Genomic DNA, 23,515 nt, shown 5'->3' on the forward strand with positions numbered 1-23,515 from the left:
TGCATCAGGCCTTGATCAACAGGGCAACGGCTTCACAGGCAATGCCTTCGCCGCGGCCGGTAAAGCCCAGCTTTTCAGTCGTAGTGGCTTTCACATTGATGTCGTCCATGTGGCAGCCCAGGTCTTCGGCGATGAAGACACGCATCTGCGGCACGTGCGGCAGCATTTTTGGCGCCTGCGCGATGATGGTGATGTCGAGGTTACCGAGACGATAGCCCTTCGCCTTAATCTGACGATAGGCTTCACGCAACAGCTCGCGGCTGTCTGCACCTTTATAGGCCGGGTCGGTATCCGGGAACAGTTTGCCGATATCACCAAGCGCGGCAGCACCGAGCAGGGCATCAGTCGCCGCATGCAGGGCAACGTCGCCGTCTGAATGTGCCAGCAGACCCTTTTCATAAGGGATACGCACGCCGCCGATCACCAGAGGGCCTTCGCCACCAAATTTATGTACGTCAAAACCGTGACCGATACGCATCATGCGCTCTCCTCTTGGTGTAACTGAGTTAAATAGAATGCTGCCAGTGCCAGATCTTCTGGACGGGTAACTTTAATATTATCGGATCTTCCCGGCACTAACTGCGGATGATAACCACAGTATTCGATGGCCGAGGCCTCGTCGGTCACGGTAGCGCCTTCATCAAGCGCACGTTCCAGACAGGCTTTTAACAGACCCAATGGGAAAAACTGCGGCGTAAGCGCGTGCCATAAATCCTGACGGTCGACGGTATGGGCGATTTTCTCAATCCCCGGTTCACCGCGCTTCATCGTGTCGCGTACCGGCGCGGCAAGGATCCCGCCAACGTTACTCGTTGCGCTGATAGCCAGCAGTCGCGTCAAGTCATCAGGATGCAGGCACGGACGTGCCGCGTCATGAACCAACACCCAGGACGCGTCTCCCGCATGCTTGAGCCCGGCCATAACCGAATCGGCACGCTGCGCGCCACCGGTCACCGCCTGAATACGCGGGTCCTGCGCAACAGGCAACTGGGCAAACCAGGTGTCCTGAGGACTGATAGCGACCACCACTTTCCTGACGCGGGGACTGCGCAGCAGCGCATTGATAGCGTGCTCGAGCAGGGTTTTCCCTTCGATGGTCAGGTATTGTTTAGGAAGTTCGCTTTGCATGCGGCTGCCAATACCGGCGGCGGGCAACACCGCGACGATATCGGCCGAGGAGACGGCTGTGTGGCTCATGGATTATTGTTGATTCTTACTTGCGTTGTGTTGGAAGCCTGATTGCGCTTGTTTTGGTCTGGCACCAGGCGATAGAAACTCTCACCGGGCTTGATCATGCCCAGCTCATTGCGTGCGCGTTCCTCAATCGCCTCCTGACCGCCATTAAGGTCGTCAATCTCTGCGAAGAGTTGGTCATTGCGTGATTTAAGTTTGACGTTGCTGGCCTGTTGCACCTCAACATCATCGTTAACCCGCACGTAATCGTGAATACCGTTCTTACCCAGCCACAGTGAATACTGCAACCAGCCTAGAATAATCAATAATAGCAGCGTTAATTTGCCCATTCCGCCCCCTGAAATAGCCGCTCAATCATCCCACAACTTTCACTTTGACTCCACACTGAAGGGGAAATTGGCGAGCAGATTAGGAGTTAAGTTAAGAATAAGTCCCCAAATGACACAATGGTTTACAACCGTGAGGATAAAAACGATTAAAAGCTGCGCAGAAAGGCGGAGAAAAATGAGAACGAGGAGGCGATTACCAGCCGCTGAGAAACTTGAACACGGTCCAAAATACGCAAAACACCACCAGACCGGTCAACGGCAGAGTCTTCCACAGACGACCGCTGAACAGCATGCTGAAGGCGATACCGATAAGCACCGAGATAGGCATCAGCGCCAGAAAGAACGGCCAGGTATAGAGCAGGAAAAACAGCGTATTGGAGCCGTAGATGACAAAAGGAAGGGAAAACGCCAGCCAGAAGAACACAAATCCGGTGCAGCCGCCGACCATGGAGTAGGAAGGTTCTTCGCTCTCCTTTACCGACGGCTTCTTACGCTTGATGTCGATGAATAACTGACTTAACGTTTGCATGGTTCAACCCCTGTTGTTTCGCTGTACACCGACACGCTCTTCGGCGTTTTGCCAGCAACATTCAGGGATTGATAATACCTCGACCACGCAGCACAGCTAATAATTGCGGGACCAAATGTGTTACTAATTGTTCACCATCGAGGTGAATATCAGACTCCAGCGGCGGCTCATAAACCGAGTCGATACCGGTGAAGTTTTTCAGCTCTCCCGCGCGCGCTTTCTTGTATAACCCCTTAGGGTCACGCGCCTCGCAGATAGCCAACGGCGTATCGACAAATACCTCGATAAACTGCCCGTTATCCAACAACTCACGTACCATCTGACGCTCGGCGCGATGAGGTGAGATAAACGCAGTAAGCACCACCTGTCCGGCGTCTACCATCAGCTTGGCTACTTCCCCGACGCGGCGGATATTTTCACGTCTGTCGTCATCGGAAAAGCCCAAATCGCGACACAGTCCGTGTCTTACATTGTCACCATCGAGAAGATAAGTGCTCACGCCGAGGCTGAAAAGCGCCTGCTCCAGCGCGCCTGCCACCGTGGATTTACCCGACCCTGAAAGGCCGGTAAACCACAGCACCACGCCGCGATGCCCATGCTGCTTTTCGCGATCCGCACGCGTCACCGCGTGCGGATGCCAGACGATATTTTCGTCCTGAAGGGCCATATTACTTGCCACCCAGCAGGTCGCGCGCACCCCAATGTGGGAAATGACGACGAACCAGCGCGTTCAGCTCAAGCTCGAAGGCGCTGTAAGCCCCTTTTTCTTCATAAACCTGTTCAAGCGCTTCTCGCACCAGACCCGCACCGACGGTTACGTTGCTCAGGCGATCGATAAAGATCATGCCGCCGGTCACTGCGTTCTGCTGATAGTTGTCCAACACCAGCGGTTCGTCGAAGGCCAGCTCAATCAGACCGATGCCGTTCAGCGGCAGGCTGTCGACCACGCGTTGAGTCAGCGAGTTGATCTCAACCTGATATTCGATGTTCTCGACGCGCGCACGGGTCTTCTTGCCACCAATCTTGATGTCATAGCTCTGGCCCACGCTCAGCGGTTGTTCGGCCATCCACACCACGTCAACCTTGGCGTTCTGCACCGCTTTTACCGTCTCGTTGGCGTCCACCAGCAGGTCACCCCGGCTGATATCAACCTCGGTGTCCAGCACCAGCGTAATCGCCTCTCCGGCCCAGGCTTCCTGCAGGTCGCCGTCGAAGGTCACGATACGCGCCACGGTGGACTCAACGCCTGATGGCAGCACCTTGATTTTCTGCCCTACGCGAACGGAACCGGAGGCCAGCGTACCGGCATAACCACGGAAGTCGAGGTTTGGACGGTTCACATACTGCACCGGGAAACGCATCGGCTGCTGTTCACGCACGTTGATGATGTTGACGGTTTCCAGCACGTCGAGCAGCGTCGGGCCAGTGTACCAAGGCATCTTCTGGCTTTCGGACGCCACGTTGTCGCCTTCCAGCGCGGAAAGCGGCACGAATTTAATGTCCAGATCGGTTGGCAACTGCTCGGCGAAGGTCAGGTAGTCTTGCTTGAATTGCTCGAATACCTCTTCGCTGTAGTCGACCAGGTCCATCTTGTTGACCGCAACCACCAAATGACGAATCCCCAGCAGCGTTGCGATAAAGCTGTGACGGCGGGTCTGATCCAGTACGCCTTTACGCGCATCGATCAGCAAAATTGCCAGGTCGCAGGTCGATGCGCCGGTCGCCATGTTACGGGTGTACTGTTCGTGCCCCGGGGTATCGGCGATGATGAATTTACGTTTTTCAGTTGAGAAGTAGCGATAAGCCACGTCGATAGTAATGCCCTGCTCACGCTCGGCCTGCAAACCGTCAACCAGCAGCGCCAGGTCAATCTTCTCGCCCTGAGTACCGTGACGCTTGCTGTCATTGTGCAGTGAAGACAGCTGATCTTCATAAATCTGACGTGTGTCGTGCAGCAGGCGGCCGATTAGCGTACTTTTACCGTCATCCACGCTGCCACAGGTCAGGAAGCGCAGCAGACTTTTGTGCTGTTGTGCGTGCAGATAAGCTTCTACGCCGCCCTGCTCAGCGATTTGTTGTGCAATTGCGTTATTCATAGTCCGTGCTCCTTAGAAATACCCTTGACGCTTTTTAAGCTCCATCGAACCCGCCTGATCGCGGTCGATGGCACGCCCCTGACGCTCGCTGGTGGTGGAAACCAGCATCTCCTCGATGATTTCCGGCAGCGTTTGCGCTTCGGACTCCACCGCACCGGTCAGCGGCCAGCATCCCAGAGTACGGAAACGGACCATTTTCTCTTCAATCTCCTCGCCCGGCTGTAGCTCGATACGGTCGTCATCGACCATGAGTAGCATACCGTCACGCTCCAGTACCGGACGCGGTGCGGCCAGATACAACGGAACAATCTCAATGTTTTCCAGATAGATGTATTGCCAGATATCCAGCTCGGTCCAGTTAGACAGCGGGAAGACGCGGATGCTTTCACCCTTGTTGATCTGGCCGTTGTAGTTGTGCCACAGCTCTGGACGCTGGTTTTTCGGATCCCAACGATGGAAACGATCGCGGAACGAGTAGATACGCTCTTTGGCACGCGATTTCTCTTCATCACGACGAGCACCGCCAAAGGCAGCGTCAAAACCGTATTTGTTCAGCGCCTGCTTCAGGCCTTCGGTTTTCATGATATCGGTGTGCTTGGCGCTGCCGTGTACGAACGGGTTAATGCCCATTGCCACGCCTTCCGGGTTTTTATGCACCAGCAGCTCAAAGCCATAATTCTTCGCCGTACGGTCGCGAAACTCGTACATCTCTTTGAATTTCCAGCCAGTATCGACGTGCAGCAGCGGGAAAGGCAGCGTGCCGGGGAAGAAGGCCTTACGCGCCAGATGCAGCATCACAGAGGAGTCTTTACCGATGGAATACATCATCACCGGGTTAGCGAATTCAGCCGCAACCTCGCGGATGATATGGATGCTTTCCGCCTCCAGCTGTCGTAAATGGGTGAGTCGTTTTTCGTCCATATCAGATCCTTAAGCCAAATTCACGACCGTCGGGCGTTGTGCACCGGCAGTCTCTGGATGATGCCCAAACCAGGCGAGTTTGTGATGAAGTTCAACCACTTCACCAATAACCAGCAGGGCCGGCGACGGCGCCTGTTGGGCTAATTGTTCTAAATTTTGCAATGTTCCGGTCAACACCTGTTGGTCTGCGCGCGTACCGCGACCAATCACCGCCACCGGCGTTTCGGCGGCGCGCCCGTGGGCGATAAGATGATGACTGATGTCCGAGGCTTTCATTGCGCCCATATAAATCGCCAGCGTCTGTTGCCCGCGGGCGAGTTCGGACCATTGCAGGCCATTGCCGTCAGTGCGGATTTGGCCGGTAATAAACATCACGCTCTGCGCGCGTTCGCGGTGCGTCAGAGGAATACCGGCATAGGCCGTTGCCCCGGCTGCGGCGGTAATTCCCGGCACCACCTGAAAAGGAATGCCTGCCGCGGCGACCACTTCAAGCTCTTCGCCACCGCGACCAAAAATGAACGGGTCACCGCCTTTCAGCCTGACCACTTTTTTTCCCTGCTTCGCCAGGTCGACCAAGAGTCGATTGGTTTCTTCCTGCATCACCAGATGGTTGCCCGCACGCTTACCGACGCAGATTTTCTCCGCGTCGCGGCGCACGAGGTCCAATACCTCATCGCTAACCAGGAAGTCATACAGCACCACGTCGGCCTGTTGCATGACCTGCAATCCACGCAGCGTCAGAAGTCCCACGTCGCCGGGACCCGCACCGACCAGCGTCACCATCCCCTGATGAGTCGCCTCGTCCGGCGCATCCATCAGCTGCTTTAACGCCTGCTCCGCCTCATCGAACTGCCCCCCAGCGGTCAATGAAGCGAAGCGGCCGTCAAAAGCCTGCTCCCAGAAACGACGACGGGCAGACATCGAGTTAAAACGCTGCTTGACGCGTTCACGCCAGCTACCGGCGATTTCCGCCATTTTACCGAGGCTGGCGGGCAGCAGCGTTTCGAGTTTTTCACGCAGCATTCTGGCCAGCACGGGCGCCTGCCCGCTGGACGAAATAGCCACCACGATCGGCGAGCGATCGACAATGGACGGAAAAATAAATGAACATTTAGGCTGATCGTCAACGACATTGGCCAGCACGCGGCGCTGATTAGCGTCTTCATACACGCGGGCGTTAAGCTCAGTGTCATCCGTTGCGGCGATCACCAGAAATACGTCATCAAGCTGCTCAGGCTGATAAGACTGAGACAACCAAAGAACGTCAGACTGCTGGTGCAGAGACTCCACTTCACCAGACAATGCCTGTGCGACGACTCTCACTTCCGCACCTGCTCGCAGAAGAAGATCAATTTTGCGTGCAGCCACTTCGCCACCGCCAACGACCAGTACCGGACGTTGTTTCAGGTCGGCAAATATAGGGAGATAGTCCACAACAACCTTTATGCATAAACAAATCGATAATATGACTATACGGCGTGGCCGTTATCGAGATGAAATGACGAAATGGAATGATTAGTTCCAGAATGGAATATAGCCAGTAAAAAGCTCGTTTTGAGAAAACTGTAAATTGTTAATTTCGTCGCCGAATCGCATACTACGGGCAGACTTTTCAAGGACGCCTGATAAGGATTTTTAGTATGCTTTCTCTCCGCCACGTAGCGCGTTCAGCACTGTTACTCACGCTGAGCGGCTTGTATGCGGTCTCTGCCGTGGGACATCCCTTAAAAAATCCGCCACTCGGCCACATGGCGGAACAGCAGACGCGACACATTGCCACCTATTTTCCGGGAAGAATGGCCGGCAGCCCGGCTGAAATCATCGCCGCCGATTACCTTAATCAGACGCTGAACAAAATGGGCTACCAGAGCCATCTGCGCGCGTTTGAAGCTGGTTATCTTTACACCAGTCAGGACGGCCGCCAGAACTGGCACAGCGTTCACGCCACCTCAGTAATAGCCGACCGCGCAGGCGAAGTACCGCAACAGATAGTGGTCATGGCGCATTTCGATACCTATCTGCCGCAGAGCGATAAGGACAGCGACGAGAATCTCGGCGGCCTGACGCTACAGGGCGTCGACGATAACGCCTCCGGCGTCGGTGCTATGCTCGAGCTGGCGCAGCGGATGAGCCAAGAGTCGACGCACTACAGCCTGCGTTTCGTCGCCCTGAGTGCACAGGAGGCCGGAGAGCAAGGTGCAAAAGACTATCTCGACAGCCTGACGCCGGAGGAGAAAAAACGCACGCTGCTGGTCATCAATCTGAATTCGCTGATTGTCGGTGACCGACTGTATTTCAACAGCGGTGTGAATACCTCGTCCGTCGTCGCCAAGCTCTCGAGGGACAAGGCGCTGAGCATCGCGCGTCGCCTGGGCATCGACGCCGCACGCAGCCCGTCGGGAACCAGCTGCTGCGAGGGGCTGAAGGCGCTGGACGACCAGCATATTCCGCTGATGCTGGTCTCCGCCAGCGACTGGCGACTGGGGAAACAGGATGGGCAGCAGCAGCGTCCGATAAGCTCTCACTTCCCGGCCGGCACCAGCCGCTTCCAGGGGCGGATAGACAATCTGCAATATCTTGACCGCTATCTGCCAGGGCGCATCGCCAGACGTGAAAAAGACAGCGTGAGAATTCTGCTGCCTTTACTGAAAGAGTTAGCGACGCCTGAGGGACGTTAAAAAAAAATCCCCCATCGTGTGGGGGATTTGAAAACTGATTATTCGTGCAGTCCGCACTCACGCTTAAGGCCGAAGAACCGAGTTTCCTCTTCCTTCATCCCCTCTTCCCACTTTTTGGTGGTGTGAGTGTCGCCAACGGACAGATAGCCCTGATCCCACAGCGGGTGGTAGCTCAGCCCGTGCTGCTTTAGATACTGGAAGATCTGACGGTTGTCCCAGTCGATGATCGGCAGGATTTTAAACACCCCACGCTGCACCGCCAACACCGGTAGATTGGCACGGCTGCCCGACTGCTCACGACGCAGACCGGCGAACCAGGTCTGCGCCCCCAGCGTTTCAAGCGCGCGGTTCATTGGTTCAACCTTGTTGATCAGGTTATATTTCTCGATGCCCTCAACGCCCTGCTCCCACAGCTTGCCGTACCGCGCTTCCTGCCATGCGGCAGAGTGCTCGGCGCGATAAACCTTAAGATTCAGGTTCAGTTGCTCAGTCAGGGTATCGATAAACTGGTAGGTTTCCGGAAACAGATAGCCGGTATCCGTCAGGATCACCGGAATATCCGACTTCTGACGCGTGACCAGATGCAGACACACCGCCGCCTGAATACCGAAGCTGGACGACAAGGCAAACTCGCCCGGCAGATTTTCCAACGCCCAGCTCACGCGCTCTTCGGCCGAGAGTTTTTCCAGCTGGCCGTTAACCTCGGCCAGTGCCAATGCCTGCCCGGACTTGGGCAGTGCATTCAGTTCTGTTAGGGAGAGTAAGCTCATATCGCCTCCTGTCAGTCGTAAAAATCGCGAGCGGGATCGAGCACCGGCTTGATGATGCCTGCGCGGATCACGTAATCGCCAAAGCCTTCATCGGTCTCGCGCTCTTTTGCCCAGCGTCCGACCAGCTCATCGATAATCGTCAGGATCTCGACATCGCTGATGTTCTCACGATACATGCGTGGAATACGCGTACCCTCACGGTTACCGCCCAGATGCAGGTTGTAGCGGTTCATCGCTTTACCTACCAGGCCGATTTCAGCCAACAGCGCACGGCCACAGCCGTTAGGGCAACCGGTGACGCGCAGGACGATGTGTTCCTTGCCGACCCCGTGCTGATGCATGATGCCTTCTACCTTGGTCACAAACTCTGGCAAGAAGCGCTCTGCTTCGGCCATAGCCAACGGACAGGTTGGGTAGGACACGCAGGCCATCGAGTTTTTACGCTGCTCGGTCACGCCGTCATCGATCAGACCGTGATTGCGCGCCAGCGCCTCGATAGCGTCTTTATCTTTCTCATCGACACCCGCCACGATCAGGTTCTGGTTCGCGGTCAGACGGAAATCGCCTTTATGAATGCGGGCTATCTCGGCCAGACCCGTTTTCAGCGGACGACCCGGGTAGTCCAGAATACGTCCGTTTTCGATGAACAGCGTCAGGTGCCATTGGTTATCAATGCCCTTCACCCAACCGATGCGATCGCCACGGCCGGTGAATTCGTAAGGACGCACGTCACCAAAGGTGATACCCGCACGCTTCTCGACTTCAGCCTTGAAGGTCTCGACGCCGACGCGTTCCAGGGTGTATTTGGTCTTGGCGTTCTTACGGTTGGTGCGGTTACCCCAGTCGCGCTGAGTGGTTACTACCGCCTCAGCGACCGCCAGCGTATTTTCAAGTGGGATAAAGCCCAGTTCGCTTGCGGTGCGGGCATAGGTCGTCTTATCGCCGTGCGCGATAGACAGTCCACCGCCCACTAACACGTTAAAGCCAACCAGTTTACCGTTGTCGGCAATCGCCACGAAGTTCAGATCGTTGGCGTGCAGGTCCACGTCGTTCTGCGGCGGGATAACGACCGTCGTCTTGAACTTACGCGGCAGATAGGTTGCCCCCAGAATCGGCTCTTCGTCGGTAGTCTCGACCTTTTCCTGATCCAGCCACACTTCGGCATAGGCGCGGGTACGCGGCAGCAGATGCTCGGAAATCTTCTTCGCCCACTGCCAGGCTTCGAAATGCAGCTCGGACTCTACCGGGTTAGAGGTACAGAGCACGTTACGGTTCACGTCGTTGGCGGTTGCCAGCGCGTCAAGGCCCAGCTTGTTCAGCAGCTGATGAACCGGTTTAACGTTAGGCTTCAGAATGCCGTGGAACTGGAACGTCTGGCGGTTGGTGATACGAATGCTGCCGTAAATCGTACTGTCTGCGGCGAATTTATCGATGCCGAGCCACTGCTCGGGGGTCATCACACCGCCCGGCAGACGGCAACGCAGCATCATCGCATGGCGCGGCTCGAGCTTCTGCTCGGCACGCTCGGCGCGAATGTCACGGTCGTCTTGCTGGTACATGCCGTGGAAACGGATCAGCAGGAAGTTGTCGCCGTTGAAACCGCCGGTCAGGCCGTCGGTCAGATCCTCGGTAATGGTGCCGCGCAGAAAGTTACTTTCTTTCTTAAGACGTTCAGCGTCGGTTAATTTGCCTTCGACCACCAAAGGTCCGGGATGTTTTTCGTTCATAGTTTCAGTGCTCATTAATAGACATCTCGCTGGTAACGACGGTCAAAACGCAGCTCGCTCAGGAATTCATCGGCGTCTTCAAGGATCATGGAACCGTGCTCGGCAATCAGCTCAAGCAGCGTCTGCTCCACGTCTTTCGCCATGCGGTTGGCGTCACCGCAGACATAAATATGTGCGCCTTCCTGCAGCCATTGCCACACTTCAGCGCCTTTGGCACGCAGCTTGTCCTGAACGTAAACTTTCTCGGACTGGTCGCGCGACCAGGCCAGGTCAATATGGGTTAACAGTCCATCTTTGACATAGCGCTGCCACTCAACCTGATAAAGGAAATCTTCGGTAAAGTGCGGATTACCAAAGAACAGCCAGTTTTTACCGCCCGCACCGTCGTTATCACGCTGCTGCATAAAGGCGCGGAAGGGCGCAATACCGGTGCCCGGGCCGATCATAATGACCGGTGCCTCAGGATCGGCCGGCAGACGGAAGTTATCGTTGTGCTCGATGAAGACGCGGACTTCACCGTCTTCTTGCAGTCTGTCAGCAAGATAGCCCGACGCTCCCCCGGTACGCGCACGGCCATCAATTTCGTAACGCACTACGCCGACGGTAATGTGGACTTCGGTGTCGGTTTCCGCCTGTGAAGAGGCAATAGAATAAAGCCGTGGCGTCAGCGGGCGCAGCATATCAACCAGTTGCTGAGGCTGAAGCTCGGTCGGTGCACGGCGAATCATGTCGACGAACGGCGTGTTCTGTGCAAACTGTTGCAACGCGCTCTTGTCGGAAACCAGCGCCAGCAGGTCGGCGTCGCGACATACGGCGGCGTACTTGTCGACAATGACCGTGGTGTTCTGCGTCAGCTCGATATGATGCGTAAGCGCATCGCTCAACGCGAGCGTTTTGCCGTGGACTTCGACCGGCTCATCGCCTTTCAGCCACAGCAGCTCGAGCAGTTCTTTCACCAGAGCAGGACTGTTTTCGAACCACACGCCCAGCGCGTCACCCGGCTGGTAGCGCAGGCCAGAATCGCCTAAATCAATTTCAATATGGCGCACGTCTTTATCAGAGTTGCGACCCGTAATTTTCTGGTTGACCGAAAGCAGCGCCGTCAGCGGCTGTTCCTTGGTGTAAGGGCTGCTGTCGAGCTGATTCACGTTTCCAGCGACGGTAGCCGCCAGCGCGGCAGGACCTTCGGCAGGTACGCGCTTTTTCAGTACCTCAACCACATTTTGAATCCAGTCAGCGGCCTGGTGCTGGTACTCAACGTCGGCGTCTACGCGGTCGAGCAAACGCTCTGCGCCGAGTTCACCCAAACGGGTATCAAAGTCCTTACCCGCCTGACAGAAGAATTCGTAAGAAGTGTCACCCAGGCCAAACACCGCGAAGGCCGTATCGGACATTTGCGGCGCCTTTTTGGAAAGCAGGAACTTGTGTAGCGCCACAGCCTCTTCCGCCGGCTCGCCCTCTCCCTGTGTAGACGCGACGATCAGCAGTAATTTTTCCTGGCCAATCTGCTTGAACTTGTAGTCACCGGCGTTGACCAGGTTAACGTTAAGCTTAGCCGCAACCAGCGCATCGCGCAGCTGCTCGGCCAGACGGCGTGCGTTACCGGTCTGGGACGCTGAGATAAGGGTAATCGATGCCGCCGCAGCGACTGGAGCAGGTGCCGCCACCGCGCCCGACTGCTGGTTAGTCAATCCCCAAAAATAACCTGAAAGCCAGGCTAACTGGGTCGGCGAATAGTCACCAATCGCCGATTGCAGCCGTGTCATTTGCTCCGGGGTTAACGGAAGCAAAGATAGAGGAGGAGCCTGAGTCGTCATCGCGGTACGAATTCCCTTATTGCTTAAGCCAGTTTCAGCGGGCCATTAAATGATTAAGAATTTGATAGCTTGTAAGGTTAACCAGCAGGATCATAACAATTAAATAAGTGATGGGAATATTAAATAACCATAATGACTAAGTGTTTTTTCAGGTAGAAACTATCGGTAAAAGTGGTAAAGCCGCAGTTATAGGCTACTGAAATAACTAATAAAAAAATCAGGTTTATTCATCGGGGGTAAATTCAGGAGTCTAGATGAGAAAACCCCGCATTTGCGGGGTTAAAAATTTCTTTGAGTTCACAGGCTTGCCGTCAGAAAGTGGCGCAGAACATCAGTCCGTTATGGATTGAACTCGTGCTGCTGCTCGAAGCGCGAGAACTGCCCTGCGGCGTAAATCGACATTTTGATATCGCTATGGCCGATATCCGGAAGCGCCACAAAGTGCCAGTTAAACGGCATGTAGTTTTGCTCTGCCTGCTGCTGAGAGGTGGTGAAAAAGTTCTCGGCACGGTCAAGACGCGTTACGCCCTGCGCCATCGCGCCCTTGGAGTGACGCAGCAGAAGATTTTCAGGATCGTCGTCATTGGTCCCCACCGCAATGAGAATAGGTTTGGCAAAGTACTCGGCCAACTGAGACTGACTGACTTTTATCGGCGAGGCGCGCAGACCGTAAGGCCAGCGCTGGTCGGTATCCGGCAGCGTCCACCAACCAGCGGCGGAGCAAATAGCGGCCTTGACCTCTGGCTGCGGCAGCAGGGTCAGCATACGGTGAACGAACTGGCAGCCCGCGCTGTTGCCAAACAGATAATACTGAGACTGAGTGGTGATTCCTTGCTGGCGCATGGCGTTGAAAATGTCATTCACCAAGGTGAAGGTCCACTGCGACTTAGGCAGCCGGTGATGCGTTTTCGGATCCTGGATATTTCCCAAGTTATAGCCATAGCTGCCGGGGAAGTCCTGATCGGTAAAACGCGGAACCACGATGCGGAAATGGTATTGGTCGGCGATTTTGATCCAGTCGTTGCGGTAGGTGGATGCGTTACGATCGACACCCGTCATCGCCATAATCACCGGGGTGCTGGCGTCGGTACCGGCGGGCTGATAGGTGAAGACTTCGACAGGTTTTTTGTTGCCACCAACCGGGAAGTAAAAGCTGCCGGTGCCATCGGCCAGGGTTTTTAACACTATCCCAGTGGGCTTGGCGGGGGCTTTAGAGACAGCAGGCTTGGCCGGTGCTGCGGGCGTCGTAACCGTTTGACCGTTAGCAGGGGCAGCTTTTGCAGCGGAAACCGCAGACGGCGTCACCGCAGGCGATGACGCAGCAGGCGCAGCGGGCGCAGTTTGCGGTGTAGCCGATGCTGCCTTGTCAGGAGCCGCAGGCACAGGGGTATTTACCGCCGGTGCATCACCCGCAGTGGGTAATTTATGGGGGATCGATAGTTCATCGGCTTTAGCTGTTGCAGAAACTATCAGCAACAAAATGGCCCAACGCAGCGCTCTAATCATTCACTATCTCAATAGGTTAATATCCAACGCCCCCAATGTAAGTCATCGAGTCACATTGAGTAAATACACCAAAGCTCAATATCTGTCTATTTGCAGAGCAGATAAGTCATGGCGTAAGCGGCCAGATTCCGTTAATATGCCGCGTTTTTTGCAGTCAACGAGACAGTGTTATGACCACTACATTATTTAAAGATTTTATGTTCGAAGCCGCTCATCACCTGCCTCACGTTCCCGCAGGGCATAAATGTGGCCGCCTGCATGGGCACTCTTTTGCCGTGCGTCTGGAAATCACCGGCGAAGTTGATCCACACACCGGCTGGGTCATGGATTTTGCTGAGCTGAAAGCCGCGTTTAAACCGACCCTAGACAGCCTGGATCACTATTATCTCAATGATATCCCGGGCCTTGAAAATCCAACCAGCGAAGTGCTCGCCGAATGGATCTGGAACAAGATGAAGCCTCAGCTTCCCCTGCTGAGCGCGGTGCGCATCAAAGAAACCTGCACCGCCGGCTGCGTTTATCGCGGTTAAACTGCTCGCCTAACCTCTTTTCAAAGCCCTTGTTGCTGTGGCAAGGCGTAAAGTGCGCAAGTCCCGATGAGCTGACATAAGTCAGTGATTCGGGCGAGTAAGCGAAGCAACGCCGCCACAGTGACAAGACCAAAGAAAGAATTTTCAAAGCCCTTGTTGCTGTAGCAAGGCGCAAAGTGCGCAAGTCCCGATGAGCTGACATAAGTCAGTGATTCGGGCGAGTAAGCGAAGCAACGCCGCCACAGTGACAAGACCAAAGAAAGAATTTTCAAAGCCCTTGTTGCTGTAGCAAGGCGCAAAGTGCGCAAGTCCCGATGAGCTGACATAAGTCAGTGATTCGGGCGAGTAAGCGAAGCAACGCCGCCACAGTGACAAGACCAAAGAAAGAATTTTCAAAGCCCTTGTTGCTGTAGCAAGGCGCAAAGTGCGCAAGTCCCGATGAGCTGACATAAGTCAGTGATTCGGGCGAGTAAGCGAAGCAACGCCGCCACAGAGACAAGGGCGAAGAAAATTAGGCGATGTTTAAATACTTATGGGTCTGCATTGACAACCGCCAGTTTTTGGCGATGCACGTCGCGATACACAATTTAGTGGCTTCTTCTTTCTGACTGATCGGCTGTAGGGCGATAATACGCGCCTTCTGGTCGGTCAGTGTCGCAAGCAACACTTCCAATGCATCGATATCACGCTGGCGTGCGACCGGATGCTTAATCTCGTCTGCTCGCTGCAGAGCCTGCGGCAGAATGTCGTAACCGCCACGCATATTCACTTTTGGAGAAACCGTTACCCAGGTCTTGGCAGAACAGCGCACTTCATGCGTGCCACTGGTTTCAATCTGGCAGCTATAGCCCAATGATTCCAAAAGCTCGGTCAACGGCTGCAAATCGTAGATGCACGGCTCACCGCCGGTTATCACGACGTGGTTGGCCGTCCAACCCTGATTCTTGATAACCTGATGCAGCTGCTCGGCGGTGGCATTGCCCCACGCGTCGCTCTCTTCGGTTTTAACCAGGATACGCTGCATATCGACTTCACGATCGGCGAATTTTTCCCAAGTGTGTTTCGTATCGCACCAGCTACAGCCCACCGGGCAGCCCTGTAAACGAATAAAAATAGCCGGCACGCCGGTAAAATAGCCTTCCCCTTGCAGGGTTTCGAACATCTCGTTAATCGGGTACTGCATGTGTATCTCAGTGTTAAGGAGCCAACGGCTATTATCGCAGACATCGCGGGCTGCGCCAAACCTATCGCGGAATCGCACAACTTTCAGAAATCTTCGATTCACCGCGTTGCTCGGCTAATAAAGGGGGTTTCTAATAAAGTAAAAAACCCGCCGAAGCGGGTTTTGTGAAGCCAGGGTTCAGAAATTACTGACCTTTAACTTCTTTCAGACCGTTAAACGGGGCAGGAGTACCCGCAGCCGCCAGTGCCTCTTCGATACGAATCAGCTGGTTGTATTTAGCAACACGGTCAGAACGGCTCATAGAACCGGTTTTGATTTGGCCCGCAGCGGTACCGACTGCCAGGTCGGCAATGGTAGCATCTTCAGTTTCGCCTGAACGGTGAGAGATAACGGCAGTGTAGCCAGCATCTTTCGCCATTTTGATCGCAGCCAGAGTTTCGGTCAGTGAACCGATCTGGTTGAATTTGATCAAGATGGAGTTAACGATGCCTTTTTCGATACCTTCTTTCAGGATTTTAGTGTTGGTAACGAACAGGTCGTCGCCCACCAGCTGGATTTTGTCGCCCAGAACTTTAGTCTGGTAAGCAAAACCGTCCCAATCAGATTCGTCCAAACCGTCTTCGATAGAAACGATTGGGTACTGTTTAGTCAGGTCTTCCAGGAAGTGAGTGAACTCTTCAGAAGTGAAGGCTTTGTTACCTTCGCCAGCCAGAACGTATTTACCGTCCTTATAGAATTCTGAAGCTGCACAGTCCATCGCCAGAGTGATGTCTTTGCCCAGCTCGTAGCCTGCTGCTTTAACCGCTTCAGCGATTACAGCCAGGGCTTCGGCGTTAGAACCCAGGTTAGGCGCATAGCCACCTTCGTCACCAACAGCAGTTCCCATGCCTTTAGATTTCAGAACTTTAGCCAGAGTGTGGAAAACTTCAGAGCCCATACGTACGGCTTCTTTCAGAGTTTTCGCGCCCACAGGCTGGATCATGAATTCCTGGATGTCGACGTTGTTGTCGGCGTGCTCACCACCGTTGATGATGTTCATCATTGGCAGTGGCATTGAATATTTACCAGGAGTGCCGTTCAGTTCCGCAATGTGTGCGTACAGAGGCAGACCTTTTGAAGCAGCAGCAGCTTTAGCCGCAGCCAGAGAAACCGCCAGAATCGCGTTAGCACCGAACTTGGATTTGTTTTCGGTACCGTCAAGCTCGATCATAATCTTGTCGATGTTAGCCTGGTCTTTTGCGTCTTTGCCTTGCAGAGCCTGAGCGATAGGGCCGTTAACCGCGTCAACCGCTTTAGTTACGCCTTTACCCAGAAAACGAGATTTATCACCGTCACGCAATTCCAGAGCTTCGCGAGAACCCGTTGACGCACCTGATGGTGCAGCAGCCAGACCTACGAAACCGCCTTCCAGATGAACTTCAGCTTCTACGGTCGGGTTACCACGGGAGTCGATGATTTCACGACCGAGCACTTTAACGATTTTGGACATTAGGATTTCCTCAGTACAAGTTAACTAAAGCTTCGGACTCAGGATGCGCCGCACTCCGGCAGCGCACCTCTGGTCTTATATTTTATTTTACCTGACGCTTCTGATACTCACCGGCTGCCTTAACAAAGCCTGCAAACAACGGATGACCATCACGCGGCGTTGACGTAAATTCCGGATGGAACTGGCAAGCAACAAACCACGGGTGGTTTGGCAACTCGATAATTTCCACCAGTTGCTTATCGCCAGAGCGACCTGCAACGCGTAAACCGGCTGCTTCAATTTGCTTCAACAGCATGTTGTTTACTTCGTAGCGGTGACGATGACGTTCAACTATAGTTGGCTCGTTGTACATCTCACGAACCAGGCTTCCTTCGGTCAGGTGACACAGCTGCCCACCCACACGCATAGTGCCGCCTAAATCACTCTCTTCGGTACGTACTTCGACGTTGCCGTTTTCATCGCGCCATTCGGTAATCAGGGCCACAACAGGGAACTTACAGTCTGGCACAAATTCAGTAGAGTTCGCGTTTTCCATACCGGCAACGTTACGAGCAAACTCCATCAGCGCAACCTGCATACCCAGACAAATGCCCAGATAAGGAATGTTATTCTCACGCGCATAGCGTGCGGTCATCACTTTACCTTCAACACCACGGTAACCGAAACCACCAGGGATCAGGATAGCATCCAGGTCTTTCAGTACTTCGACGCCGCGGGTTTCAACGTCCTGTGAATCGATAAGCTTGATGTTTACTGTCAGGCGGTTTTTCAGGCCTGCGTGTTTCAGTGCTTCGATAACCGATTTATAGGCATCCGGCAGTTCGGTGTATTTACCGACCATACCGATGTTCACTTCGCCGCCTGGGTTGGCTTCTTCGTAAATAACCTGTTCCCATTCAGCCAGATCGGCCTCTTTGCAGCTTAAGTTGAAACGTTTACAAATATAATCGTCCAGGCCCTGTGATTTCAATAGCGCAGGGATTTTATAAATGGAATCAACGTCTTTTAAGGAGATAACCGCTTTCTCAGGCACGTTACAGAACAGTGCGATTTTTGCACGTTCGTTGGCGGGAACAGAACGGTCTGAACGGCAGATAAGCACGTCTGGCTGAATACCAATAGACAGCAGTTCTTTCACAGAGTGCTGAGTAGGTTTGGTTTTAACTTCACCGGCAGCCGCCATGTAAGGCACCAGAGTCAGGTGCATATACAGGGTGTGCTCACGGCCAACGTCAACCGCCATCTGGCGAATCGCTTCGAGGAACGGCAGGGACTCGATGTCACCTACGGTGCCGCCGATTTCGACCAGAACCACGTCATGACCTTCGCCGCCTTCAATGATGCGCTCTTTGATTGCGTTGGTGATGTGCGGGATAACCTGAATGGTCGCGCCGAGATAATCGCCACGGCGCTCTTTGCGCAGGACGTCGGAGTAAATACGACCGGTAGTAAAGTTGTTACGGCGAGTCATTTTAGTGCGAATGAAACGTTCGTAGTGACCCAGATCGAGATCTGTTTCAGCCCCATCTTCGGTCACGAAGACTTCACCATGCTGGGTTGGGCTCATGGTACCCGGATCGACGTTGATGTACGGATCGAGTTTCATGATGGTAACGTTCAAACCACGGGCTTCGAGAATAGCCGCCAGAGAGGCTGCGGCAATGCCTTTACCCAGAGAGGATACAACCCCGCCGGTCACAAAAATATAATTAGTTGTCATGCTGAACCTGAGAGGTTAGGTTTAAAGACGATGGAATAACCAGGACGGGAAAATAGTATACCCGAACCTTCCGTGCGCCACAAACAATGGTTTTACTCCGTTCACTCGCAGACCCGTCGGCAACCCCTCGCCATGACAGTTTAGGCCTGAAAACATCAAAACCCTTTAAAAACAGCAAACTACCTCATTGCGCCTGAAATAACGGCCGATGAACGACAAAAAAACGCGTTATAATTCAATTTATTAAACTTTTCGCACGCATGCCGCTGCTTCATTGATGCACGCTATGTTAGCAGCGGCGTTAGACGGCGTTTTGATATTGATCACAGCAATGTGATTTTTACCTCAGGCCTGATTTTTCCTGCATTTTGACCTGCTGCCAGGCCTCTTCCATCTGTTCGAGGCTCGCTTCTTCCATTTTCAGGCCTGAGCCGCGAATTATTTCTTCAACCTGGCGAAAACGACGTTCAAATTTACGGTTTGCGGCCTGAAGAGCGCCTTCGGCCTTGTGTCCGAGGTGACGAGAAAGGTTCACGGTTGCGAACAGCATGTCGCCTATCTCCTCGCCCAATTTATCCTGATCGACCACGGCCTGTTTGGCCTCAAACATCACTTCGTCTATCTCTTCATAGACCTTATCAAGCACCGGGCCGAGCGTGGTCCAGTCGAAGCCGACGTTAGCACAGCGTTTTTGGATCTTGTGCGCCTTCATCAGAGCAGGAAGCGTGGCAGGAATATCATCGAGGGCTGAGAATAGCGCCTTGTCGGCACGTTCCTGCGATTTACCCTTCTCCCATTCAAGCAGCACCTGAGTCGTGTCTTTGCCGGGAGCAGACTGCTGCTGGTTGAAGATGTAAGGGTGGCGACGCTCTAGCTTGTCGGAGATAGCGGTGCAGATATCGTCAAAATTAAACAGCCCTTGTTCGCTGCCCATCTGCGCATAGAACACCACCTGAAACAGCAGGTCACCCAGCTCGTCGCGCAGGTCGGCAAAGTCTTTACGCTCAATGGCATCAAGCACTTCGTAGGTTTCTTCCAGCGTATAGGGTGCGATAGTCTCGAAGGTTTGCTCTTTGTCCCACGAACAACCGGCAACCGGATCGCGCAGGGTTTTCATAATACCGAGGAGGCGCTGCAGGGGAAGTGAAGTTGTCATGAGGCTTTCCGTAAATTTTAAAAGAGAATTATCCCTAGGTCATTGAAGCTTCAACATGCGGCAAGCGAGCCCCCCGACAAGCTGACATGAGTCATTGAGTCAGGAGGGCAGGCACCGCTAACGCTGCTACAGCGTTAAGCACGACGGGGATTAGGAACCATGGAGGCGCTTGGCTTCGATGACATCCGGCAGCTGATTGAGCTTGGCGATAACCCGGCTCAAGACCTGCGGATTGTAGATCTCGATGTCCATGTCGATAGTTGCCAGCTGATTCTTGGTATCGCTGCGGCTGGCAACGCCCAGCACGTTAACTTTTTCGTTGGCAAGAATGGTGGTGATGTCACGCAGTAGTCCACTCCTGTCGTTCGCTACCACACGCAACACCAGGGAATATCCGCTTGAATAGCTCTCGCCCCACACCGCATCGACAATACGCTCCGGTGCATGAGACTTCAGATCTTCGAGCTGGTCACAGTCCGCACGGTGAATTGAAATTCCGCGCCCCTGGGTGATGAAACCAATAATTTCGTCGCCCGGAATCGGCTGGCAGCAGCGGGCGATGTGGTGCATCAGATTACCCACGCCCTCCACCACAACGCGGCCGTTTTCTTTCGAGCCACTGCGTACCGGCGCACGAGTCGTTTTCTGCGTCAGCTGGCGCAGCGCCTCTTCATCAAGCTCTTCCGCACTCGGTTTCTTCAGCTGCGACTGAAGATAATTCGCCATCTGGTTGAGCCGAATGTCGCCATTACCGATGGCCGCCAGCAGCTCGTCGAGCGAGTTAAAGTTATAGCGCGGCAGTAGGAGCTTTTCAGCGTCCTTCAGGTTGATGTCCATGCGCTCGAGCTCGTCGTCGAGAATCTGCTTGCCGGCGATAATATTCTTGTCGCGGTCCTGCTTACGGAACCAGTTCTGGATCTTCGAGCGCCCACGGCTGGTGGTGATATACCCCAGACTTGGGTTCAGCCAGTCACGGCTTGGGTTCGGGTGCTTCTGGGTGATAACTTCGACCTGATCGCCCATCTGCAACTGATAGGTAAACGGCACGATGCGGCCACCAATTTTCGCCCCGATACAGCGGTGACCGACGTCGCTGTGAATGTGGTAGGCGAAATCGAGCGGCGTGGAGCCCATTGGCAGGTCGACCACGTCACCTTTCGGCGTAAACACATAAACTCGGTCATCGAACACCTGGCTGCGCACTTCGTCGAGCATTTCGCCCGAGTCGGCCATCTCTTCCTGCCAGGCAATAAGCTTACGAAGCCATGCGATACGGCCTTCGTAACCGCCGCTGCGGCCGCCTGCAACCGCCGTACCCTCTTTGTATTTCCAGTGCGCGGCCACGCCTAATTCGGCGTCTTCGTGCATCTGGCGGGTACGAATCTGTACTTCGAGCGTTTTACCACGCGGGCCCAGCACCACCGTGTGGATCGACTGATAACCGTTCGGCTTCGGATTAGCGACGTAGTCGTCAAACTCGTCAGGCAGATGGCGGAAATGAGTGTGCACAATCCCCAGTGCGGCATAGCAGTCCTGAAGGCGTTCAACCACTACGCGCACGGCGCGTACGTCGAACAACTCGTCGAAGGAGAGGGATTTTTTCTGCATCTTGCGCCAGATGCTGTAGATGTGTTTTGGTCGGCCGTAGACATCAACCTTGATGCCCTCTTCCGCCATGGCGTTACGCACAGTGCTGACAAAGTCATCGATATACTGCGCGCGGTCAATACGACGCTCGTGCAGCAGTTTGGCGATACGTTTGTATTCGTCAGGGTGCAGGTAGCGGAAGCAGAAGTCCTCAAGCTCCCATTTTAGTTGGCCGATACCGAGACGGTTAGCGAGCGGCGCATAGATGTTGGTACACTCTTTCGCCGCCAGCACTCGCTCTTCTTCCGGCGCATCTTTTACCTCACGCAGATGAGCGATACGTTCGGCGAGCTTGAGCACCACGCAGCGGAAATCTTCGACCATGGCCAGCAGCATGCGGCGGACGTTATCGACCTGCTCCGAGGCCATCGAGTCATTATGCGTGGCCTTCAGCTGGCGGATAGCGTCCATGTCGCGTACGCCGTGCACCAGATAAGTGATGTCTTTACCGAACGCCTTGGCGAGGGTCGCCTCGTCAATAATGCCGTCATCAACCAGCGGGAACAGCAGCGCCGCGCGCATACTGTCGTTGTCCATGCTCAGCGTGGAAAGGATTTCTACCATTTCCAGGCCGCGCCATAGCAGCAGCGAGGCGTCGGGATGCCCTTGAGTTTGTTGTTCGCAGTAGCGCCAGGTTTCGGCTAAACGCTCACATGATTCCTGGCTGGAGATGCCTAAAGTCGTGATCCACTCGTCAAGCGCAAATTCGCCAGCCGTATTCAAATGTGCACTACGTACCGCAACCATAACCTCTCCCTACGTTTCTGGTATCACCGTCGCACCCGAGCCACTGCTCCTGCAACGGGGTATAAATTTTTATTCACCAGACTGGTTGATAAACAAAGCCATCGATTCGAGGTGCCCGGTGTGCGGGAACATGTCCAGCATACGCACCTCTTTCAGACGATAGCCCGCCTCCAGCAAAGTTTTGCTGTCACGCGCCAGAGTGGTCGGATTACAAGAAACATAGACCACTCGTTGCGGAGCAAGTTTAATAATATGCGCCATGACTCCGGGGGCACCGGCGCGTGCGGGGTCCAATAACACCTTATTGAAGCCCTGCGCGGCCCAAGGTTGCCGGCTCACGTCGTCCTCAAGGTTCTCGTGGTAAAAAGAGACATGGGATAAATGATTACGCTTAGCGTTATCTTGCCCATTCGCCACCAGCGTGGCAACACCTTCTACCCCGACAACCTGCTTTGCCCGCTTTGCCAGCGGCAAAGTGAAATTGCCCATCCCGCAAAACAGGTCCAATACGCGATCTTCTGGCTGTATATCCAGCCATGATAACGCCTGCGCGACCATTTTTTGGTTAACTGCGTCATTAACCTGAATAAAATCTCGCGGATTAAACTGCAAGGCTAAGCCGTCAATATGATAAAACGGCGATTCACCACACAATTTTTCAATGTTCTCGCTGTCAGGCGCGAGGAAAAACGTGATGCCGTGGCGCTCGGCAAACGCCAACAGGTTCTCCCTGTCGCTCTCAACCAGCGGGTCGAGATGACGCAGCACGACGACCGGGCCGTTGTCTGCCAATACCAGTTCAACGTGTCCGAGGCGGCTGACCGCCTTTAGCGCCGCTAAACATTGGTGCAACGGAACCAGCAGTTGCTCCAGTTCTGGGCGGAGCACCGGGCAACGCGTGATGTTTATCAGCGAGTTGGAGCCTTCTTGCCGGAATCCCATCATTAGCGGACCTGAGGCCACCGCTGCACCCTTTTGAGGCTTGCCCATTACCGGCATTTTCTTCGCACCCGATTTGGCTAAAGCAATCTGCAAGCCAAGTTTGGCACGACGGCGATATCCGTAAGGTTCAGCGGCAATGACCGGAGCCGGCTCGGCATTAACGCCAGTCTCGCGCGCAATCAGGCGCAGAAGAGATTCCGACTTGCTGCGCTGTTGCAGCGCGACGCTGGCATGCTGCTGCTGGCAACCGCCGCAGACCGAAAAGTGAGGGCATTCTGGCGCGACGCGATCCTCGCTGGTGCTCAGCAAGCGCTTTACTCGCCCCTTGGCATACTGGCGTTTGTCTTCGGTCAGCGTCACTTCTGCCTGTTCTCCGGGCAGCAGACCAGTGACAAATATCGTTTTACCCTTGTGACGCGCCACACCTTGCCCGAACGCGTCAAGGTCGGTTGCGGTCACAGTAATCATTTGCCGGGTCGTCACGCGGCGGTTCGGAGAGTAGAATTGGGCCATTGTTGTTCGCATGCTGATTCA

Annotated in this window: 20 protein-coding genes; 2 read left to right on the forward strand and 18 right to left on the reverse strand. The window is 54.4% G+C overall.

Annotated elements, in window-relative coordinates; translation table 11 throughout:
• Nucleotides 1-4: 4 nt before the first annotated feature.
• The 8 genes from ispF to cysG form a co-directional block, all read right to left on the reverse strand.
• Entirely contained in the window at nucleotides 5-478 is a 474-nt protein-coding gene (gene ispF / locus O1V65_RS15245; protein ID WP_026110390.1) for a 2-C-methyl-D-erythritol 2,4-cyclodiphosphate synthase, read from the reverse strand.
• On the reverse strand, nucleotides 478-1,197 hold the full coding sequence (gene ispD, locus O1V65_RS15250) for a 2-C-methyl-D-erythritol 4-phosphate cytidylyltransferase (protein ID WP_192503356.1): 720 nt from the start codon (nucleotides 1,195-1,197) through the stop codon (nucleotides 478-480). Before ispD ends, ispF begins: the two co-directional genes overlap by 1 nt.
• Nucleotides 1,194-1,523: a cell division protein FtsB gene (ftsB, locus tag O1V65_RS15255; RefSeq protein WP_017490864.1), complete on the reverse strand. Its 330-nt coding sequence runs from the start codon at nucleotides 1,521-1,523 to the stop codon at nucleotides 1,194-1,196. The genes ispD and ftsB overlap by 4 nt, the downstream gene beginning before the upstream one ends.
• 193 nt (nucleotides 1,524-1,716) lie before the next feature.
• The gene (locus tag O1V65_RS15260) at nucleotides 1,717-2,052 is read right to left on the reverse strand and encodes a DUF3561 family protein (RefSeq protein WP_017490865.1); all 336 of its coding nucleotides are present in this window, start codon (nucleotides 2,050-2,052) and stop codon (nucleotides 1,717-1,719) included.
• Nucleotides 2,053-2,113: 61 nt separating this feature from the next.
• Nucleotides 2,114-2,719 (reverse strand): adenylyl-sulfate kinase, encoded by a 606-nt coding sequence (gene cysC / locus O1V65_RS15265; protein ID WP_017490866.1) that lies wholly within the window; start codon nucleotides 2,717-2,719, stop codon nucleotides 2,114-2,116.
• 1 nt (nucleotide 2,720) lies between these two features.
• Nucleotides 2,721-4,148: a sulfate adenylyltransferase subunit CysN gene (gene cysN, locus O1V65_RS15270; RefSeq protein ID WP_017490867.1), complete on the reverse strand. Its 1,428-nt coding sequence runs from the start codon at nucleotides 4,146-4,148 to the stop codon at nucleotides 2,721-2,723.
• 12 nt (nucleotides 4,149-4,160) lie between these two features.
• Entirely contained in the window at nucleotides 4,161-5,069 is a 909-nt protein-coding gene (cysD, locus tag O1V65_RS15275) for a sulfate adenylyltransferase subunit CysD (protein ID WP_017490868.1), read from the reverse strand.
• Between the two features lie 9 nt (nucleotides 5,070-5,078).
• Complete coding sequence (gene cysG / locus O1V65_RS15280) at nucleotides 5,079-6,503, reverse strand: siroheme synthase CysG (protein ID WP_017490869.1); 1,425 nt, start codon at nucleotides 6,501-6,503, stop codon at nucleotides 5,079-5,081.
• Nucleotides 6,504-6,709: 206 nt separating this feature from the next.
• On the opposite strand from cysG, the gene O1V65_RS15285 reads away from it, so the two are divergent.
• Nucleotides 6,710-7,747, forward strand: a complete 1,038-nt coding sequence (locus O1V65_RS15285) for an aminopeptidase (protein WP_273636003.1) — start codon at nucleotides 6,710-6,712, stop codon at nucleotides 7,745-7,747.
• A 38-nt stretch (nucleotides 7,748-7,785) separates the two neighbouring features.
• On the opposite strand, the gene O1V65_RS15290 is transcribed toward O1V65_RS15285, so the two are convergent.
• From O1V65_RS15290 to O1V65_RS15305, 4 genes are all read right to left on the reverse strand, one after another.
• The gene (locus O1V65_RS15290) at nucleotides 7,786-8,517 is read right to left on the reverse strand and encodes a phosphoadenylyl-sulfate reductase (RefSeq protein ID WP_017490871.1); all 732 of its coding nucleotides are present in this window, start codon (nucleotides 8,515-8,517) and stop codon (nucleotides 7,786-7,788) included.
• Nucleotides 8,518-8,528: 11 nt separating this feature from the next.
• Nucleotides 8,529-10,244, reverse strand: coding sequence for an assimilatory sulfite reductase (NADPH) hemoprotein subunit (gene cysI / locus O1V65_RS15295; protein ID WP_017490872.1), 1,716 nt, complete (start codon nucleotides 10,242-10,244; stop codon nucleotides 8,529-8,531).
• A gap of 14 nt (nucleotides 10,245-10,258) precedes the next feature.
• The gene (gene cysJ / locus O1V65_RS15300) at nucleotides 10,259-12,061 is read right to left on the reverse strand and encodes an NADPH-dependent assimilatory sulfite reductase flavoprotein subunit (protein WP_269129853.1); all 1,803 of its coding nucleotides are present in this window, start codon (nucleotides 12,059-12,061) and stop codon (nucleotides 10,259-10,261) included.
• Nucleotides 12,062-12,400: 339 nt separating this feature from the next.
• Nucleotides 12,401-13,567: a hypothetical protein gene (locus O1V65_RS15305; protein ID WP_269129855.1), complete on the reverse strand. Its 1,167-nt coding sequence runs from the start codon at nucleotides 13,565-13,567 to the stop codon at nucleotides 12,401-12,403.
• A gap of 170 nt (nucleotides 13,568-13,737) precedes the next feature.
• Here O1V65_RS15305 and queD point away from each other — a divergent pair, with 170 nt between their 5' ends.
• The gene (gene queD, locus O1V65_RS15310; protein ID WP_017490875.1) at nucleotides 13,738-14,097 is read left to right on the forward strand and encodes a 6-carboxytetrahydropterin synthase QueD; all 360 of its coding nucleotides are present in this window, start codon (nucleotides 13,738-13,740) and stop codon (nucleotides 14,095-14,097) included.
• A 511-nt stretch (nucleotides 14,098-14,608) separates the two neighbouring features.
• Here queD and queE read toward each other — a convergent pair.
• From queE to rlmD, 6 genes are all read right to left on the reverse strand, one after another.
• Complete coding sequence (gene queE / locus O1V65_RS15315) at nucleotides 14,609-15,280, reverse strand: 7-carboxy-7-deazaguanine synthase QueE (protein ID WP_084911758.1); 672 nt, start codon at nucleotides 15,278-15,280, stop codon at nucleotides 14,609-14,611.
• Between the two features lie 184 nt (nucleotides 15,281-15,464).
• Nucleotides 15,465-16,769 (reverse strand): phosphopyruvate hydratase, encoded by a 1,305-nt coding sequence (gene eno / locus O1V65_RS15320; protein ID WP_017490877.1) that lies wholly within the window; start codon nucleotides 16,767-16,769, stop codon nucleotides 15,465-15,467.
• 82 nt (nucleotides 16,770-16,851) lie between these two features.
• Complete coding sequence (pyrG, locus tag O1V65_RS15325) at nucleotides 16,852-18,489, reverse strand: glutamine hydrolyzing CTP synthase (RefSeq protein WP_017490878.1); 1,638 nt, start codon at nucleotides 18,487-18,489, stop codon at nucleotides 16,852-16,854.
• Nucleotides 18,490-18,829: 340 nt separating this feature from the next.
• Complete coding sequence (gene mazG / locus O1V65_RS15330; RefSeq protein WP_017490879.1) at nucleotides 18,830-19,645, reverse strand: nucleoside triphosphate pyrophosphohydrolase; 816 nt, start codon at nucleotides 19,643-19,645, stop codon at nucleotides 18,830-18,832.
• Between the two features lie 150 nt (nucleotides 19,646-19,795).
• Nucleotides 19,796-22,039, reverse strand: coding sequence for a GTP diphosphokinase (gene relA, locus O1V65_RS15335; protein ID WP_017490880.1), 2,244 nt, complete (start codon nucleotides 22,037-22,039; stop codon nucleotides 19,796-19,798).
• A 69-nt stretch (nucleotides 22,040-22,108) separates the two neighbouring features.
• On the reverse strand, nucleotides 22,109-23,494 hold the full coding sequence (rlmD, locus tag O1V65_RS15340) for a 23S rRNA (uracil(1939)-C(5))-methyltransferase RlmD (protein WP_269130529.1): 1,386 nt from the start codon (nucleotides 23,492-23,494) through the stop codon (nucleotides 22,109-22,111).
• Between the last annotated feature and the right edge of the window lie 21 nt (nucleotides 23,495-23,515).

It is taken from the genome of Rouxiella badensis (assembly GCF_026967515.2).
GTDB lineage: Bacteria > Pseudomonadota > Gammaproteobacteria > Enterobacterales > Enterobacteriaceae > Rouxiella > Rouxiella badensis.